This is a genomic window from Bacteroidales bacterium (assembly GCA_035353855.1).
GTDB lineage: Bacteria > Bacteroidota > Bacteroidia > Bacteroidales > CG2-30-32-10 > DAOQAK01.
This window is the reverse complement of sequence record DAOQAK010000040.1, coordinates 1-17,799: the sequence shown is the minus strand read 5'-3', so window position 1 is coordinate 17,799 and position 17,799 is coordinate 1. Positions and strand designations below refer to the sequence as shown.

At 32.0% G+C, this 17,799-nt stretch carries 8 protein-coding genes; 4 read left to right on the top strand and 4 right to left on the bottom strand.

Translation table 11 applies throughout. The features are described from left to right. Positions 1–99 precede the first annotated feature (99 nt). Positions 100–5,547, top strand: coding sequence for a PAS domain S-box protein (locus PKK00_10770; protein HNW98881.1), 5,448 nt, complete (start codon positions 100–102; stop codon positions 5,545–5,547). Between the two features lie 35 nt (positions 5,548–5,582). On the opposite strand, the gene PKK00_10765 is transcribed toward PKK00_10770, so the two are convergent. Beyond that, positions 5,583–6,242 carry a hypothetical protein gene (locus tag PKK00_10765; protein HNW98880.1) on the bottom strand — a complete coding sequence of 220 codons (660 nt, stop codon included), beginning with the start codon at positions 6,240–6,242 and terminating at the stop codon, positions 5,583–5,585. A 198-nt stretch (positions 6,243–6,440) separates the two neighbouring features. Between PKK00_10765 and PKK00_10760 the strand changes: the two genes are divergently transcribed. Beyond that, entirely contained in the window at positions 6,441–8,069 is a 1,629-nt protein-coding gene (locus PKK00_10760) for a DUF4139 domain-containing protein (protein ID HNW98879.1), read from the top strand. A 225-nt stretch (positions 8,070–8,294) separates the two neighbouring features. Further along, complete coding sequence (locus tag PKK00_10755; protein ID HNW98878.1) at positions 8,295–9,374, top strand: hypothetical protein; 1,080 nt, start codon at positions 8,295–8,297, stop codon at positions 9,372–9,374. A 34-nt stretch (positions 9,375–9,408) separates the two neighbouring features. Here PKK00_10755 and PKK00_10750 read toward each other — a convergent pair whose 3' ends face one another. The 3 genes from PKK00_10750 to PKK00_10740 form a co-directional block, all read right to left on the bottom strand. Beyond that, the gene (locus PKK00_10750) at positions 9,409–9,990 is read right to left on the bottom strand and encodes a Maf-like protein (protein ID HNW98877.1); all 582 of its coding nucleotides are present in this window, start codon (positions 9,988–9,990) and stop codon (positions 9,409–9,411) included. 8 nt (positions 9,991–9,998) lie between these two features. Beyond that, positions 9,999–10,838: a geranylgeranylglycerol-phosphate geranylgeranyltransferase gene (locus tag PKK00_10745; GenBank protein ID HNW98876.1), complete on the bottom strand. Its 840-nt coding sequence runs from the start codon at positions 10,836–10,838 to the stop codon at positions 9,999–10,001. A gap of 149 nt (positions 10,839–10,987) precedes the next feature. Next, positions 10,988–13,045 carry a BatA domain-containing protein gene (locus PKK00_10740; protein HNW98875.1) on the bottom strand — a complete coding sequence of 686 codons (2,058 nt, stop codon included), beginning with the start codon at positions 13,043–13,045 and terminating at the stop codon, positions 10,988–10,990. Between the two features lie 1,086 nt (positions 13,046–14,131). Between PKK00_10740 and PKK00_10735 the strand changes: the two genes are divergently transcribed. Further along, positions 14,132–17,446 carry a choice-of-anchor L domain-containing protein gene (locus PKK00_10735; protein ID HNW98874.1) on the top strand — a complete coding sequence of 1,105 codons (3,315 nt, stop codon included), beginning with the start codon at positions 14,132–14,134 and terminating at the stop codon, positions 17,444–17,446. The last annotated feature ends 353 nt before the right edge of the window (positions 17,447–17,799 follow it).

The following is a 17,799-nucleotide window of genomic DNA, read 5'->3' as shown; positions in this document are numbered from 1 at the left end:
CAGGATATACTAAAAATTAACTTTTTACAATAAACATTATTATATTTAATATAAAATTATTATTTTTACGAATAAATAAAAAATACTTTTTAAGATTACATGCTAAATCCAATTAAAAATAATTCGAATAATAAACTTTCTGTTAAGAACAAAACGAACCAGAAAAAGATAAGTAATTCTATTAATAAAACACATGGTAATATTTCTGTAAAAAACAATTCAAATGAATTTAATTTTAATGCTCTAGCCGAAATCTCTCCATCTGCCATATTTATATATAGTAAAAACAAAGTAGAATATGTTAATGATGTAGCTGCTGAAATAACAGGGTATTCAAAGGAAGAATTGCTTCAAATGAAATTTTGGGAAATTGCTCACCCCAAAGTTCAGGAAAAATTAAAGAAAAGAGGTCATGACAGGCTTTCAGGAAAAAAAATTCTCAGCACATATGAAATCCCTATCCTTACCAAAAATGGGAAAACCCGATATATCGAATTTACAGCAAAAGTAACTGAATACAAAGGTGAACCTACAGCCATTGGAGTAGCAATTGATATTACCGAGAATAAACTTGCACTGGAAGAAATCAATTTTAAAAATTCACAAAGAATACAATTTCAGAATTCGCTGGTAAAACTCTTAAAAAATGACGAATACGACCTGAATAAATTTTTCAAGATACTAACGAAAACTGTTTCGAATACACTTAATGTTGAAAGAACAAGCATATGGCGTTTTACCAGCGACAGAAAATTCCTTTCATGTGATTTATTATATATAAAAAGTAAAAATGAATACTCCATTGAGAATATGTTGGAAGTTGAAAAATTTCCGAAATATTTTAATGCGCTATTTAATGATTTAAGCATTACGGCTGATGATGTTTTAAAAAACAAATCCACTAGTGAATTCAACGAAATATACCTGAGACCGCTAAACATCATTTCCATGATTGATATTCCTATTCAGATAAAAGGAAAAGTTATTGGTGTAATTTGTTGTGAACATACAAAAACAAAAAGACATTGGACCGAAGAAGAACAGGACTACGTTACTTCTGTTGCCGAGATTGTTTCAATTAATATTGAAGCAAATGAAAGAAATAAAACTGAAAAATCATTAAGTATTGCTTATGATAAAATAAATTCAGCATATAAGAAACTAAAGGAACGAGAAGAATATATCGGAATTGAAAAAGAAAAACTGGAGATAACATTACGTTCAATTGGTGATGGTGTAATTACAACAGATTGTAAAGGAAATATTATTGTACTTAATAAAACCGCTGAAATCCTTACCGGATGGACTCAAGCTGAAGCTTCGGGTAAACCACTTGATACTGTTTTTGTCCTTATTGATGATACTACCAAAAAAAAATGTGATTCACCTGCTGAAAAAATTTTCACAACAGGAGAATATAAAGAGCAATCGAATAATACAACATCTCTTTTATCAAAAAATGGAACCAAACGAATAATATCCAACAGTGCTGCTCCTATTTGCGATTCTAAAAACAAACTTATAGGCACTATCATTGTTTTCCGCGATATAACTGAACAAAAGCGTTCAGAGTTGGAATTGAAAGAAAATGAAGAAGGCTACCGCACATTATTCGAAGCTGCCAATGATGCCAATATGATATTACAGGACGGTGTTTTTGTTGCATGTAATGAAAAAGGGTTCAAGATGTACAAATGCGGTCCCGAAAAATTAATTGGAAAAACGCCTTATGATTTTTCGCCCCAGTTTCAACCCAATGGAATAGATTCAAAAACCGCTTCACAGGAAAAAATAAACCTGGCGCTACAAGGCATCCCTCAATTTTTTGAATGGACACATAGAAGAGCTGATGGCGTTGATTTTTATGCTGAAGTAACACTGAATAAAATCATCGTTCAGAATAATGTTTTCCTGCAGGCAATTGTTAGAGATATCGACTATCGCAAGAAGATGGAAAAGGAGCTTCAGAAAAATGAAGAAATATATCGACTGATTTCTAAAGCTGCTTCTGATTATGTATTTTCTTCACTCATTGATGAAAATGATAACTTAACTTTAGAATGGGTTGCCGGCGCATTTGAAACAATTACAGGTTATAACCTTGAAGAGTATTCTGCAAAAGGCGGCTGGCGCGCTTTTATCCATCCCGACGATATAAAAGTCGACCAGATGGATTTTCATAATCTCAAACTCAGCAAACCTGTTGCTACTGAAATCAGAACGATCACAAAAAACAAAAGCATAAAATGGGTTAGGGTTTACGCACATCCGGTTATCGATCCTGAAAGCAAAAAATTAACAAGAATATACGGCGCTGTCCAGGATATTACAAAAAGAAAAAAAGCAGAAGAAGACCTGACTAAAAGCGAAACTAAATACAGAACGCTTATTGATTCTACAGATACAGGCTTTGTAATCATTGATCAACAAGGCAAAGTTTTGGATGCTAATCAAAAGTATGTTCACCTTGCAGGATTTGAGAATATAAGTGAAATTCTTAATCACAATGTTCTGGAATGGACATCCGATGAGTCAAAAACTCAGAATGCTGAAGCTATCAGGCTTTGCAAAACACAAGGTTTTATTCGCAACCTCGAAATTGAATATGTTCATAAAAATGGAAATAAAGTATCTTTATTGATAAGCGCAACTATTGCAAAAACAGATTCCGAAACAGTAATGATGTCATTGGTTTCCGATATAACTCACCGGAAGCAGATAGAAGATGCATTACGTAAAAGCGAGAACCATCTTCACAATATTCTCGAAATGTCTAATCTTTCAATGGCTATCATAGGCTTTGACAGAAAAGTTGAATACATCAACAGGCATGCTGTAAAAACTTTTGGCTACAACCCAAAAGATATTACAGATATGGATTCATGGTTTCGTTTAGCATATCCCGATGAAAAATATCGTGCCGAAGTTATTGACCAATGGACGGGACTTGTTAATAAAGCCATGAAAGAGAATTGTGAAATTGAACGTCGCGAATATCTTACTACCTGCTTTGATGGCTCTGTAAAGACCATGGTCATCTTTGGTGTTATTGTCGACGATAAAATTTTCGTGATGTTCGATGATATTACTGAAAGTAAAAAAGCGGAAGCAAAATTAAAAGAAAGTGAAGCAAAATTCAGGAAGATATATGAAAGCGGACCTTTGGGTATGGCTATTGTAAATAACAATTTTAATTTTACATCAGCGAATAATACCTTTTGTCAAATGCTGGGATATACAGAACAAGAATTAAAGCACCTCACATTTAAAGATATTACACATCCCGAAAATCTTAGTGAAGATATAAAAAATATAAGAAAACTTTTTTCCGGTGAAATCCCTTTTTATAAAACCGAAAAACAGTATATATGTAAAGATAAAAAAAATATCTGGGCTTCTGTTACTGTTACTGCTAATTTCGACAACAATGACAATTTCGTATACTTTGTAGTCATGATTGAAAATATTACAGAACGAAAACAACAGGAAGAAGTAAAACGTTTGAATGAAGCCCGACTTGAAGCGCTCCTGAAACTTAATAACCTCACTGATAAACCAGAAGATGATTTAATTGATTTCGCCCTGAATGAAGCAGTAAAACTAACAGGCAGTAAATTTGGATTCATCGGGTTTATGAGCGATGATGATGAAATAATAACATTACATGCCTGGTCGAGCGAAGTAATGAATCAATGTAAAGTAAAAGATACATTCAAGCAATTTGCAACCAAGGACATTGGAATTCTTGGTGCCCCTATAAGAAACAAACAATCGATAATTTCAAATAATTATTCATCAGAAGATCCGTCGATTCATAACTTACCTGAGGGACATATCCCTATTATAAGATATATGAATATCCCCATATTCGATGGAGATAAAATTGTAATTGTTGCCGCAACAGCTAATAAAGAAACCGATTATAATGAAACCGATGCCAACCAGCTTACCCTATTAATGAAAGGCATGTGGCAACTTATACAACGAAGAAAAACCGACAGGGCACTTAAAGAAAGTGAAGAACAGTACCGGATCATAACTACTAATGTCAACGATATCATTGTAAAATTCGGAACCAACGGAAAACTATTATATATATCTCCAAGTTATGAAAAAACATTAGGGTATGATATTGAAAATATGATCGGGCATTCTGTTTTTGAATTTTTCCATCCTGATGAAATTACCTTTCTACGTGAATATACCAGTAACTTATTACAAAAGAAAGCGCCCAATATATTAAGGCATCGCTTACGCAAAATAGATGGTTCATACATTTGGTGTGAAACAAATAATCAAACCATCGTTAATGAAAACGGCACTATTAAAGAGTTTGTAGCTGTTATCAGGAACATCACAACACTACTCAATTCAGAAAGATTACTAAAAGAAAAGGAAGCTGCCGAACTTGCCAATAAATCAAAATCTGAATTTCTTGCCAACATGAGCCACGAAATAAGAAATCCATTAAACTCAATTATTGGACTTTCAAATTCACTTGGACGTATGAACCTTGACCAGGAACAGGGAAATATAGTTGAAGCACTAAAAATATCATCCAACAACCTTTTGAATATTATTAACGATGTTCTGGACTTTTCAAAAATTGAAGCCAACAAAGCTGAAATCCTGAAATGCAATTTCAATATAAAAGAAATCATAAACAGTATCTATTTATCAAATAAAACAACAGCCGAGTTCAAAAACCTTTCATACAGTTATCATATTGATGAAAATGTTCCTGAAAATCTTTATGGTGATAGTATAAAATTAAAACAGATACTTATCAACTTAACAGGGAATGCAATCAAATTCACTGAAAAAGGCTCTGTATCTATTAATGTCAAAGAAATTAAAAGAAAGATTTCTCAATCTACTATCCGTTTCGAGATTACTGATACAGGTATTGGAATAAAAGAAGATGACAGGGATAAAGTTTTCGAATCGTTCACACAGCTCGACAGTTCTACCACGAAATTATTTGGAGGTACAGGATTAGGGCTTGCTATTGTAAAACGATATACCGAACTATTAAAAGGAAAGATTGATTTTGAAAGCCAGATCAACAAAGGAAGTACATTCTTTGTTGAAATTCCTTTTATCATTGCTGAAAAACAAAATGCAGAAACAGAAATAAAACCATCTATGGGTAATGACAAAAAACATAAAATAAAAATCTTGCTTGTTGAAGATGACGGGATAAATCAACTATACATGAAAAGCTTTTTAAATAAAATGGGGTATAAAGTTGACACCGCGTTCAATGGGATACAAGCATTGGAAAAATATGACAATTCAGAATACGATATCATTTTAATGGATGGCCAAATGCCCAAAATGGACGGGTTTGAAGCTACTCAAATAATTCGCGAAAAAGAATTAAAAAGTAAAAAGCACACTAAAATTATTGCAATTACAGGTTATGCTGTTACTGGCGATAAAGAGAAATTTATAAATGCAGGAATGGATGATTATATTGCCAAACCTATTGATGAAAATAAATTACTTGAGCTCATCAAACAATATACCGACGATTTAAATAAATAAAAACTACAATACAATTCGGTAATTACAATTTTTAACTATTTAACATCATCCAGTTTTTCCTGGACTTCCTTAACAGCCTTAGTTTGATCTTCTATTTCTTTAGTTTTTTCTACCTGGGCTTTTTCATTATCGGAAATATCTGATTCGGCTTCGGTGATTTTCTTTTTATAATCTTCTATATCGCCATGCAATTTTTCATTCTTCTTTTTCAGCGATGCCAGTTCATCTTCCAAATCTTTTTGTTTTGCAAGAGCCGCATCAACTTTTTTCTGTATGGCTTTTTTACTTACATCAACTGCAAATTTTTTCACAATTTTTTCAGCAACATTATATGCAGAAGAATGTGTTGACGAACTAACAAATGCTCCGCCTAAATCAAATGCCACAATCAATTTAATTCCGTCATCTTCTTTTTTGGTGTAAGCATAAACATCAACAGTATTCTGCGACATATCCGTAATGGAAGCATTATCAGCAAATATTTCCGATTTGTTGCTTACCTTGGCATTATAATCTTTCATTAGTTCTTTCCACGATTTTTCAACCATCGATTCATCAGCTTCATAAATCATAACGGTTAATACAGGATTCGTTCCTTCCGCAATTTTTTCTTTCTCTTCTTTCACTTTAATTTCCTGGGCATTCAAATTGAAACTGAATGCAATTACAATTGAAGCAAGAATAATTTTTTTCATATTTATTTTTTGTTTTGTATTCTTCAAATTAAAAACGAATCCATGTTTTCGCTTTACTAACCTATCATTTATTTTTCCTGAAAAATAATCAATACCCCATTCTATTTATTAACAATTTAAGAAAAAACAAAATTATATAAAAAAATTATGTAATTTTATTTATTCATGCATCTTAACGTTAAATCAAAATTTAAACCTATGAAAAAACTTGCTTTAACTTTATTTGTCCTGATGATTAATTTTTCATTAGTCAAAGCTGAAGATGAAAAAAACGTAGTAAAATCAGAAATAAAAGATGTAACAATCTTTATTAATGGTGCACAAATTAATAGAACGGCCAGCACAACGATTCCTGCAGGCACATCGTATATCGTTTTTGAAGGCTTGTCGCAATACATGAATACAAGCAGTGTTCAGGTTAAAGGTAATGGCGATTTCGTTATCATTTCTGTAACTCCGCAAATGAACTACCTGAAATCAAACGAAAAATCGAAAGAAGTAAAAACGCTTGAAGACTCTTTGGAATCATATAATTCACAACTCACCTATCAGCAAAGCCTCCTGGAAACGTACACTTCCGAGAAAAATATGATCATTGCCAATCAAAATATCGGAGGAAACCAGAATGGAGTTAAGATAGATGACCTTAAAGCAGCAGCCGATTTTTTCAGAACACGTCTTGCCGATATAAGTTCTAAAACAATTTATGTAAATGCAAAGATTAAAAAAATTCAGGATTTGATTTCAAATACCAATAACCAGCTTTCTTCCGAAAACGCAAAGAATAACAACCTCACCAGTGAAATTATTGTTGCTTTAACTGCCAAGGCAAAAATTGCAGCATCATTCGAAATAAGTTATGCTGTTTCAAATGCAGGATGGACCCCGTCGTACGACCTGCGAGCAACCGATACCAGCAGCCCCATTTCTCTTGATTACAGCGCAAATGTTTACCAATCATCAGGTGAAGACTGGAATAATGTTAAACTTACTTTATCAACAGGTAACCCAAGTGTCAATAATACCAAGCCAACTATATACCCATGGTATTTGTACATCTATGATAATTACAACAGTTACAAAGGCGGCGATGCGCTGATGAGCGTGGAAACAAAGAAAGACAAAGATGAAGCTGAAACATCAGGAAACGGTGAAAATATTCCAGCACCTTTAATGGAAGCCCAAACACCAGCAAATTATACTAATATAAATGCAAACACTACCAATTTTGAATTTAAAATTGATTTACCTTATTCCATAAAATCAGACGGAAAAACAACAGTAGTGCAAATACAGAAATACTCCCTTCCGGCAACTTACGAATATTATGCTGCGCCAAAACTTGATCCTAAAGCATACCTGCTTGCAAAAGTAACCGGATGGGAAGAATACAATCTTTTATCGGGAAATATGAATTTGTATTTTGAAGGTACTTATATCGGAAAATCATATCTCGATGTAAAGAGTACATTAGACACGTTGGATTTTTCTCTCGGACAAGACGAGAACATTGTTATCACTCGTACTAAACAAAAAGAATATTCATCAAAACAATTAATAGGAAATAATCGCAAGCTTAAAAACTCATGGGAAATAAACATTCGTAACAAAAAGAAAAATTCAATTTCTATTTCTATCGAAGACCAGCTCCCACTATCAACCGATAAAAATATTGAAGTTGAAAAAGAAATTCCAACCGATGCAAAATACGATGAAACAAATGGAATACTGACCTGGAAATATTCCATAAACAGTGCTGAAACTAAGCAAATCAATTTCAGTTATACTGTAAAATACCCTAAAGATAAAAATGTATATATAGAATAATCTAAACAAAAAACAAAATAAAAAGATCTATTATTTAAATTACCAGTTATTCATTCATACCGACAAGTTATCATTATTATTTCACCAAATACAAAATATCTTATTCTTATTATAAATAAAATTCCATATTTGCATTTAATAAGAGGTATGCAATATTAATCATATAAACCATTCATGAAATTATGAAAAGTAAATTTCTCAAATCATTTTTTTTTATTTCTTTCTTTGTTTTACACATCATTTATATTTGCCCAAATTGAAAATGAAAGAGGTGAAATAATTTTAAAAAATGGGGATACCCTTAAATGTAATATAAGTTATTTTAACAATTTCCCATCAGATATTATTACCCATGATAGCAATGGTGTAAAAAACATCATATCACCAATACAGGTTAAAGAAATTAAACTAAATTCCGGGAAAAAATTTATTCCCAGAACATACTTTAATAAAAATGATAGCATATTATTAATGTTTCAAGTTGTTATTGAATCTTCAAAAATTAGCTTATATACAAGAAATGAAAATGACATATTAAAATATTATGTTGCCAAGGATAGCTTATTGTACAGACTTGATAACAATGAAATTTATGTAGATAAAAAAGAAGGTACTTTTAAAAAATATGATTATCAATTTATAGGAATACTTAAAATTTTCATGTCTGACAGACCTGATATTATGGCAAAACTTGATAAAATTGAACTTTCAGAAAATGATATTATAGATGTTATAAATACATATAACAAAGGTGAAATTTCATATTTCTGGAAACCAAATAATAAAGTTACAATAGAATCAAACTGGGTATTTTTCGGACAATTCAGTAATTATCAAAATGTTTTTTATAAAGAAACAGATGGCTTTTCTTTTGGTATAATTGCCGGTTTACAATATTATTTTTCGAAGAACGGTCGTCATTCATTACGATTTACAGCAGAATATTCAAACTACAATTTTGCAAATTATACTGAATACTTTTATTACCTATATATAATAAACCAAAAGTTGTATAGTATTGGTTGCAGGTATGAACTAGACTATGTAAAAACGGATAATTATAATTTGTATTTTTTATTCCACATAGCTGATTTTTCTTATGTTTCAGAAACAAATAACCATATTGGAACAAAAGATAATTTTTTTACATTTATACCGAGAGTAAGCCCAGGAATTGGGATTGAGGTTAAACCGTTTCGGCGTACTGCTATATATGGAGAAATAAACCATCTCTTTAACACCAAAGGACTCCCATTAAATTTAAGTATTGGATTTAAATATGATTTTGGAAAAAATAGTTTTTAAAATTAAGCTACTATTATTAATCTTTTTCTTTATTTTAAAATTTTAAAAGCTCATCATACAAAAGCCTTGTTGGAAGCCCCATCACATTGAAGTACGATCCTTCAATATGTTTTATTGCTACATAGCCTATCCATTCCTGTGCACCATAAGCGCCGGCTTTATCATAAGGTTTATAATTATTGATATAATAGTGTATTTCTTCTTCTGAAAGTTCTTTAAAAGCAACTTTGGTGAGTGAGAAAAATGAAGTTGTTTTTAGTTTTGTCTTCAGGCAGATTGCCGTGATCACTTCGTGTTCATGACCCGATAATATTTTAAGAATACGAACTGCATCATTGAAATCTTTAGGTTTTCCTAGTACCTGGTTATTTATCCATACTATTGTATCAGCAGTAATAATAAGAGTATCATCTAGCAAATCATTATTGAATGCATTGGCTTTTTTTTCAGCCAGGTAAAGCGCAATTTCCTCACGTTTTAAATGCCTGGGAAAATCTTCATTTACATCTTTTAATTTTAAAGTGTAATTAATATCAAGCCCTTTTAAAAGCATTTGCCTGCGTGGCGATTGGGAAGCAAGAATTATATTATATTTTTTTAATTTTTCGGAAAGCATCATGGCAGTTAAAACAGGGAGAAAGTCAGCGCCATAGACGCAGCCCCGGCAATCATTATAAATTTGGAAATATTACTTAAAAAGCTGTAATCCGATTTATCTTTTGCTATAATTACAACATATATCATATATACAAAAGGCAAAACCAACAAAAGCAAAATATACCAGAATATAATTGCAAAATGTAAAGGATAAATAATAATATCAATATAAACCAACGAAGCAATAACTATAGTTATAATTCCTATCAAAACATATTTTGTTTTCGATACACCCATAACTACTGGCAATGTAGAACATCCACATTTTGCATCGCCTTCAAAATCTTCAATATCTTTAATTATTTCACGGATTAAAGAAGTAGCAAATGAATATGATATGTATGCCCAAAGGAAAAAATTCAGAAGTCGGTAATTTGCAATGATTGCCTGTCCCGATAAACGTAATGCATACATATCAAACAACCACACTATTATAATCGTAAAAGCAGATACAAAAGCAACTATTATATTACCTACCAGAAAATACGATTTGTACTTTACTGAATACAACCATAAAAGTATTGAAATAATAATAAAGATAGGTGCAAGCTTATATGAATGTACCTTATAACTCAGGTATGTTCCAATTAATACTGCAACAATATTAAAAATCGTATGAATAAGCATTGCAAACCTGCGCGATAAATGTTTACCGATAACGATTTTATCAGGACGGTTAATTCTGTCAGAACGAATATCAAAATAATCATTAATGGCATAACCTGCAGCTGCAATAAGTACTGTTGACAAAACAAGTAATGCAAAATCAAAATGACTGAAAGCAGGGCTAATATGCTCTGTATTCATTACAGGCACAATAATACAATACCTAAATAAGTATTGTATCAATATAATCATTAAAAGATTTGGAAAACGTATAAGCCTTAGAAACGGTGTCATTAAATTAATTTTACTACAAATTTATAAAAATATATCAAATATAAAAGGTTCAAAGGTCAATCCCTCACGTATCTTAATAATGCTATTTCAGCGAAAATAAACACAAGAGAAAGGAATATAAAAAGTTTCCATAAACGGACTCCCTGATTTATTTCTTCAATTGCTTTTGAAACTGTTTTACTTTTCAGGTCAAGCACATCAATTTTTTTATAAGATTCCGATTTTGCTGTAGCAGCTTTTATTTCATCAGAAATTTGTTCATCTGTTTCAAATTTCATTACTGATTCATTACGGTTATAATTAAATGAAACCCCTGCAATATCATTATTGCCAAGCTTTATAATATAATTCCCTGCCTCTTTTATCTGGTCGTGCGGATAAATATATGTTTGCATATCCATATTTTTATGTTCAGGAATTATTTCAAATTTTTTTTCAGATGATCTTATTTTAAAAGTCATATCTCCAGAAAGATCCTGTTTTTTAACTTCTATAGATTCATCATCTCCAATAGTATAAAATAATTTCCTGGCAGGAATACTGAATAATGTCATATTGTATAATGCAGGAACAAATATGGCATGTTTTGGAAAGTTGCTGAATTCAGCATCAACAGGCACAGAGGAAATATACAGGTTTCCTTTCCCATACTTATATGATAAAATAAAAGGTTCTCCATTTTGCAATTCCATAATTTTTTCATCAGATGAAAGTGTTTTACTTTTAAGCGGGTAATGCGATTTTACAATAGGGAGGTCCATATCATCGGATACTTTTTCAAACACATCGGTAAAAATTTTATGTTCTTCATTTACTTTAGAAACTTTTGTATCGGCTGTATCAAGCTTCTGAAAAACCGGCGCACTCATGGCATTTAAAAAAGAATTATACGAATTGATATCCATTTCAACTCCCGGAAAAACTGCAAGTGTACCGCCATTCATGGTATATTTCAATAATTCCTTTTCCAGTCCGCTTGAAATGGTTTTTATTCCGTCGATAATAACAAAATCAGATTGAGGTATCGATGAATAATCAAGTTTATTAATATTAAGGATTTTATAATCTATTAATGAATCATTTTGAAAAAGAGCATTGATATATATATTTTCCGACTGACAAATATTGAGTACCTTAATCTTCTGAGCAACTTCATACGAAAAATAAAACTTATCATCAAACACAACAGGGTTATCAATAATTTCAACATATGCATTTTGCATTCCTACTTCAGAAATGGTATATGATAACTTTGCTTCGGTTTCCGAACCAGCTGTAATATCAACACTTGCCAATGATTTTTGTTTACCATTAATAACTAATTTCAATGGGATCTTTTCTGCATCCTCATTCGAAATATTTTTAATCAATACTGATAATTGAACTTGTTTTCCCATTTGTATAACCGGTGTATCATACCAACAGCTATCAATAAATAAATTATTTTTTTCATTTGCTGTTAATGGAATCAAATGAATATATACCGAGGTATCTATTTTCAATTTATCAAAATCAAAATTCATTTCCGAAAAATCAGAAATAATAAATGAAACTTTTTCTTTACTTTTTACTGTTGAGAATAAATCATTCTGCCGGGTCAATATTTCTGAAAGCTTTTTTACTGAAGGCGAAACAGCAACTTCATTTAATAATTGCAAAAATTCTTCTTTAGTGTAATAAAACTGATGCTTGCCTTCAAAATCATTTGTCAGCAACTGAAAAATATCAGCAGGCTTGTATGATTCAGCAATTTCTTTAGCCTTCGATATTGCTTCTTCCAGCAATGTGCCTTTTTTCCCTATAGATTGCATACTGAAAGAATTGTCAATATATATACTAACAACACTCCCTTTTTTATTAATAACCTTTGCCCCCAGCGGAATATATGGTTGCGCAAAAGCAAGTACCAATGAAGAAATAGTTAATATTCTGGCAAGCAATATCAAAAAATGTTTGATCTTGGATTTTTTTTGTGTTTCCTGTTTTATTTCTTTCAGAAAAGACACATTACTGAATAGTATCCGGCGATAACGTCGAAAATTAAATAAATGAATAATTACAGGTATTGCTATTGTAAATAATGCAAATAAAAAATATGGATTTACAAATTTCATTTAAGCTTTTTCATTTATTCAGATGACAAAAGTATTTATTTATTATGATATACCCATTCTTTTTTAATTCCGATACCATCGGGGTGGAATACTTGTTTGCTCTTGGATTTCCATGCTGCTGTTTACTCGTTCTTATCTAATTTTAAAAATTATTAGAACAAGTTATGCTGCTAGTAATGCTTGTTATACTCGTTCTTATCAGGTTTGCAAAAGCAAAACTGTTTAGAACGAGTTATACCGTACAGAAAACAAAAAATATTTTTGCAAACCTTTTTTCTGTCGGTATAAAAGATTATTTTTGCGGTCGCAGCGGCGACCGTTTACGTATTTGTGTAAATCACACATTCAATTCCTGACTAATCATATTCATCACTATTGGAGAAATTTTATATTCGCATAAAATTTCAGGTTACACCGATTATTAACTGATATTACGCAAAATCATAATTTGTATTGAAACAACATTTTTTATTTTATGTCCTGTTAGGGACAACAGCTTGGTATAAAAAGTACAACTCACTTCTTATTGTACCGTAGGTACTACACTTTCAAGACCATATAGCTTTCAAGCACGTTCAGCTAATTGGGTTGTGCCTATCTGCCTCGTCGGCAAGACGGGCAGCACACAACTTCATAGCGATTTTTTATTTTACCAAGCGGTTATGCCGATGAGATAGATGTTTTAGTACAATTTATTGGACTATTACATATATATAATCAGTATTATACAACTATTTAATATTAGTTTGTGTCTTTTTTTTAATTTCTCGAAATCGCATTTTTATAATTATTTATTTGAAAAATAGAATTTTAAAATGTTTAAGGATATATTTTTTAGTTTTTTTTTCTAAAAAATTTAATTCAAAAACATATGTTTTTATAAAAAAATGTATATTTACAAACTTTAATTGATTATTATCCCACAAAAATATTTTAAAATATTTATGAAATTTTTTTTCCAATATATTTTTTTGTGTGTAATACCTATGATTAATATTTACTTTGTTTCCGCACAGGAACATTCAGAAATAACGTTTTCCAAAACAAAAGGAACATTGAACTTAAATTTTAATTAATAATATTTTTATGAAAAAAAGTACTCTATCTAATTTCACTACTGGTATAATAGGGTTTATACTGCTTTCATTTTTTTCATTTAAGGTAAGTGCGCAGCTAAATATCACACCGATGACCCCCTTGCAATTAGTACAGAATGTGCTGGTAGGCGGAGGTGTGAATATTAGTAATATTACAATAACTAAAGGAACCAGTTCAATGTATGGTTCATTTACTAATGGCAGTACAACAAACCTTGGGCTTAATAAAGGTATAATTTTATCCACAGGCAAATGCTCTGAAATAAGTAATCCTGTGGCTTTTTTTATGGATAACCACAAAGGATTACCAGGTGATGACGACCTTAATATAATTACCAATCCTGATACAACAAGAGATGCATGTGTTCTGGAATTTGATTTTAAACCCACTTCTGATACGATACGTTTTCGTTATGTATTCGGTTCTGAAGAATACCCTGAAAATGTTTGTTCTTCATATAATGATGTTTTTGGTTTTTTTCTAAGCGGACCCGGAATTTCAGGACCTTATCAAAATGGGGCTATTAATTTAGCACTTATCCCTGGCACAACTTTACCTGTAGCAATTAACACAATAAATAATGGAACTATGGGAGCAAATGGTATTCCAGGCGGATGTACTTCTCTTTCCTATTCTTCTCTATATGTAGATAATGAAGCTTTAGGTGGCACTACAATAGCATTTGATGGTTTTACTAAAGTATTTACAGCATGGCATCTGGTTACTCCATGTCAAAAATATCATATTAAACTTGCTATTGCTGATACAGGTGATGACGAATTTGATTCTGGCGTTTTTCTTGAAGCAAATAGTTTCGGAACTAATGGTTCTTTTACTGAAACAACTTTTACATCTGATGTAGATACTGCTGCTGTTGAAGGTTGTAATAATGCAATTGTAAGTTTTAATTTCAGTCAGGCTGTTACTGATACTACAGTAATCCATTATACTGTTGCCGGTAATGCAATAGAAGGAACTGATTATGCAGTTATCCCCGATAGTTTAGTTTTATTACCCGGTGCTGATTCAACAGGTTTCTGGATTTCTCCCTTTGTTGATGCACTTACTGAAGGAACAGACACTGTTTTAATAATCTATCAGAATATTTTTTGCGCTACAATGGACACGATAGTTGTTTTAATTAAAGATCATTTACCTTTAAATGTACATTCCAATACACTTTATGGTTGTAGCGGAGGACCTATATATATTGATTTAGGGATTACAGGAGGGTACCCACCATTTACATACACTTGGACCGGCGGTTATACTACACCTACAATAACTGTTTATCCTACCGCAAATACTACTTATTCATTAAATGTTCATGATAACTGCGGAGGAAATAAAAATGCTACCGCTGATGTTCATGTGAGTTATTTAAGTGCAGCTATTACTTCTGCCGATTCAACTATTAGTTGTTATGGATTATACGAAGGTTCTGCAACTGTTACTGCTACTGGTGGTGTACAGCCATACACATACGGATGGAGCCCTGCAGGTGGTCAATACCCAACGGCTGATAGCCTGGCAGCTGGAACATATATTGTTTGCGTTACCGATAGTTTTTCTTGTTTAAAATATGATACAATAGTTATAACACAACCACCTCTACTTACAGCAACAGTTTCCAACCTGGATTCTGTTTCTTGTCATGGATTGAATAATGGGTCAATAAGCGTTGCTGTAAATGGAGGAACTCCTGGTTATAGTTATCATTGGAATACAAACCCTGTTCAATCAAGTGCTACTGCTTCTAACCTTCCCGGTGGAACTTACACTGTAACGGTTACTGATAATAACAGTTGTATAGCTACTGCTACCGCAACAGTATTTGAACCGACTGCTTTTTCTGCATCAATGACAGATACTACAGTAATTCAATGCTATGGAGGAAACAATGGCAGCCTTACTGTAACAGCAACCGGAGGGACCCCAACTTATACTTACAATTGGAACACCACCCCTGTTCAACATACACCAACAGCATCTAACCTTACAGCCGGAACGTACATGGTAACAGTTACAGATCATAATGGTTGTTCATATGTTCTAGCTGCAAACCTTTCACAACCGGCACAAATGTTTACTAATATTACAGATGTTGATTCTGCAAAATGTTATGGAGGAAGTACAGGAAGCATAACAATCGCCGTAGCCGGCGGAACTCCCCCATGCACATACTTATGGAATACTATTCCTCCCCAAACAACACTCATTGCATCAAATATTCCTGCAGGAATCTATACTGTAACCGTTACAGATCATAATGGTTGTAATAATACCGTATCAGATACAGTATTTCAGCCCACTCAGATAAATGCGCTTATCACAAATATAGATTCGGTAATATGTTACGGGGAAAGCAATGGTAGTGTAACAGTAATTGCTTCAGGTGGTACTCCGGGCCCTGGTTATAATTATTTATGGAATACTACACCATCACAAAGTACTGCAACCGCATTAAATGTTCCTGCCGGGACTTATACTGTTACTGTTAGTGATAAAAATGGATGTACTCAATCGACATTTGCTCAAGTTCTTCAACCAAATGAGCTTTTAATTACACTTTATCCGGATGATGTAACTTGTCCTAATAGCCAGGACGGTGAAATATCTACCGATGTTAATGGAGGCGTTGGACCATACACATATTTATGGAGTAATGGGCAAATAACTCAAACTTGCTTTGATCTAATTCCAGGTTCATATAGCCTAACTGTTACCGACCACAATGGCTGTACAGAAATAAATAATGCAGTAATTGGAACAGAAACAAATCTTGATGCAAGTTTTTCTGCAAATCCTTTATCGGGTACTCTTCCACTTACTGTTCAATTTACATTTACAGGAGCTGATGCGGACACATATTATTGGGACTTTGGAGATGGAAATACATCTACTTTACAAAATCCGCAAAATATTTATACAACTGCTAATACCTTTACTGCTACATTATATGTAAATAGTGGTACACCTAATTTCTGTGCTGACACTTTTAGTCTTACAATTAAAACAGACAACCCTTCTTTCATTATTGTACCAAATGTATTTACACCTAATAGCGATGGTGCTAATGATGATTTCCATGTTCAATATGGAAGTATAAATACATTTAATTGCGTTGTATTCAACCGCTGGGGAAAAAAGATTTATGAATGGAATGATATAACCAAAGGTTGGGATGGAAAAACTGATAGCGGTACCGAAGCAAGTGATGGTGTATATTATTATATTATTGAAGCTTTAGGAATTGATAATATTGAATACAAATTGAATGGCACAATAACACTTATGAAATAATCTTATTTTCTGAAATAATATAAAGGCTGTCTCAAAAGTAACGAGACGGTCTTTATTATTCTACCATTTTTCTGAAAGGAAAACTTTATAATCAAAACTCAGAAAAGGATATTTTTTTTTGAGACATCCTCATTTTCACTATCAATTTTTAATATTTATTTAAAGTCAATTTCATACTTCAGTGTTTATTCTAAACCATATTGGTAAAACTACTTATCAATTTTTCACAAACCACCTAAATCGTTTATATACTACAATTTATGTTAATTAAAATTTAACAAATAATAATAAGGCTTTATAAGAGCCTGTTTAAAATTTTGTTAGAATAAAAGAAAAAGGGTATCGCAAACCGA

Bases quoted from the DNA above. Each gene is read 5' to 3' on its own strand.
- PKK00_10770 (HNW98881.1), top strand. From the start codon at position 100: ATGCTAAATCCAATTAAAAATAATTCGAATAATAAACTTTCTGTTAAG.
- PKK00_10765 (HNW98880.1), bottom strand. From the start codon at position 6,242: ATGAAAAAAATTATTCTTGCTTCAATTGTAATTGCATTCAGTTTCAAT.
- PKK00_10760 (HNW98879.1), top strand. From the start codon at position 6,441: ATGAAAAAACTTGCTTTAACTTTATTTGTCCTGATGATTAATTTTTCA.
- PKK00_10750 (HNW98877.1), bottom strand. From the start codon at position 9,990: ATGCTTTCCGAAAAATTAAAAAAATATAATATAATTCTTGCTTCCCAA.
- PKK00_10745 (HNW98876.1), bottom strand. From the start codon at position 10,838: ATGAATACAGAGCATATTAGCCCTGCTTTCAGTCATTTTGATTTTGCA.
- PKK00_10740 (HNW98875.1), bottom strand. From the start codon at position 13,045: ATGAAATTTGTAAATCCATATTTTTTATTTGCATTATTTACAATAGCA.
- PKK00_10735 (HNW98874.1), top strand. From the start codon at position 14,132: ATGAAAAAAAGTACTCTATCTAATTTCACTACTGGTATAATAGGGTTT.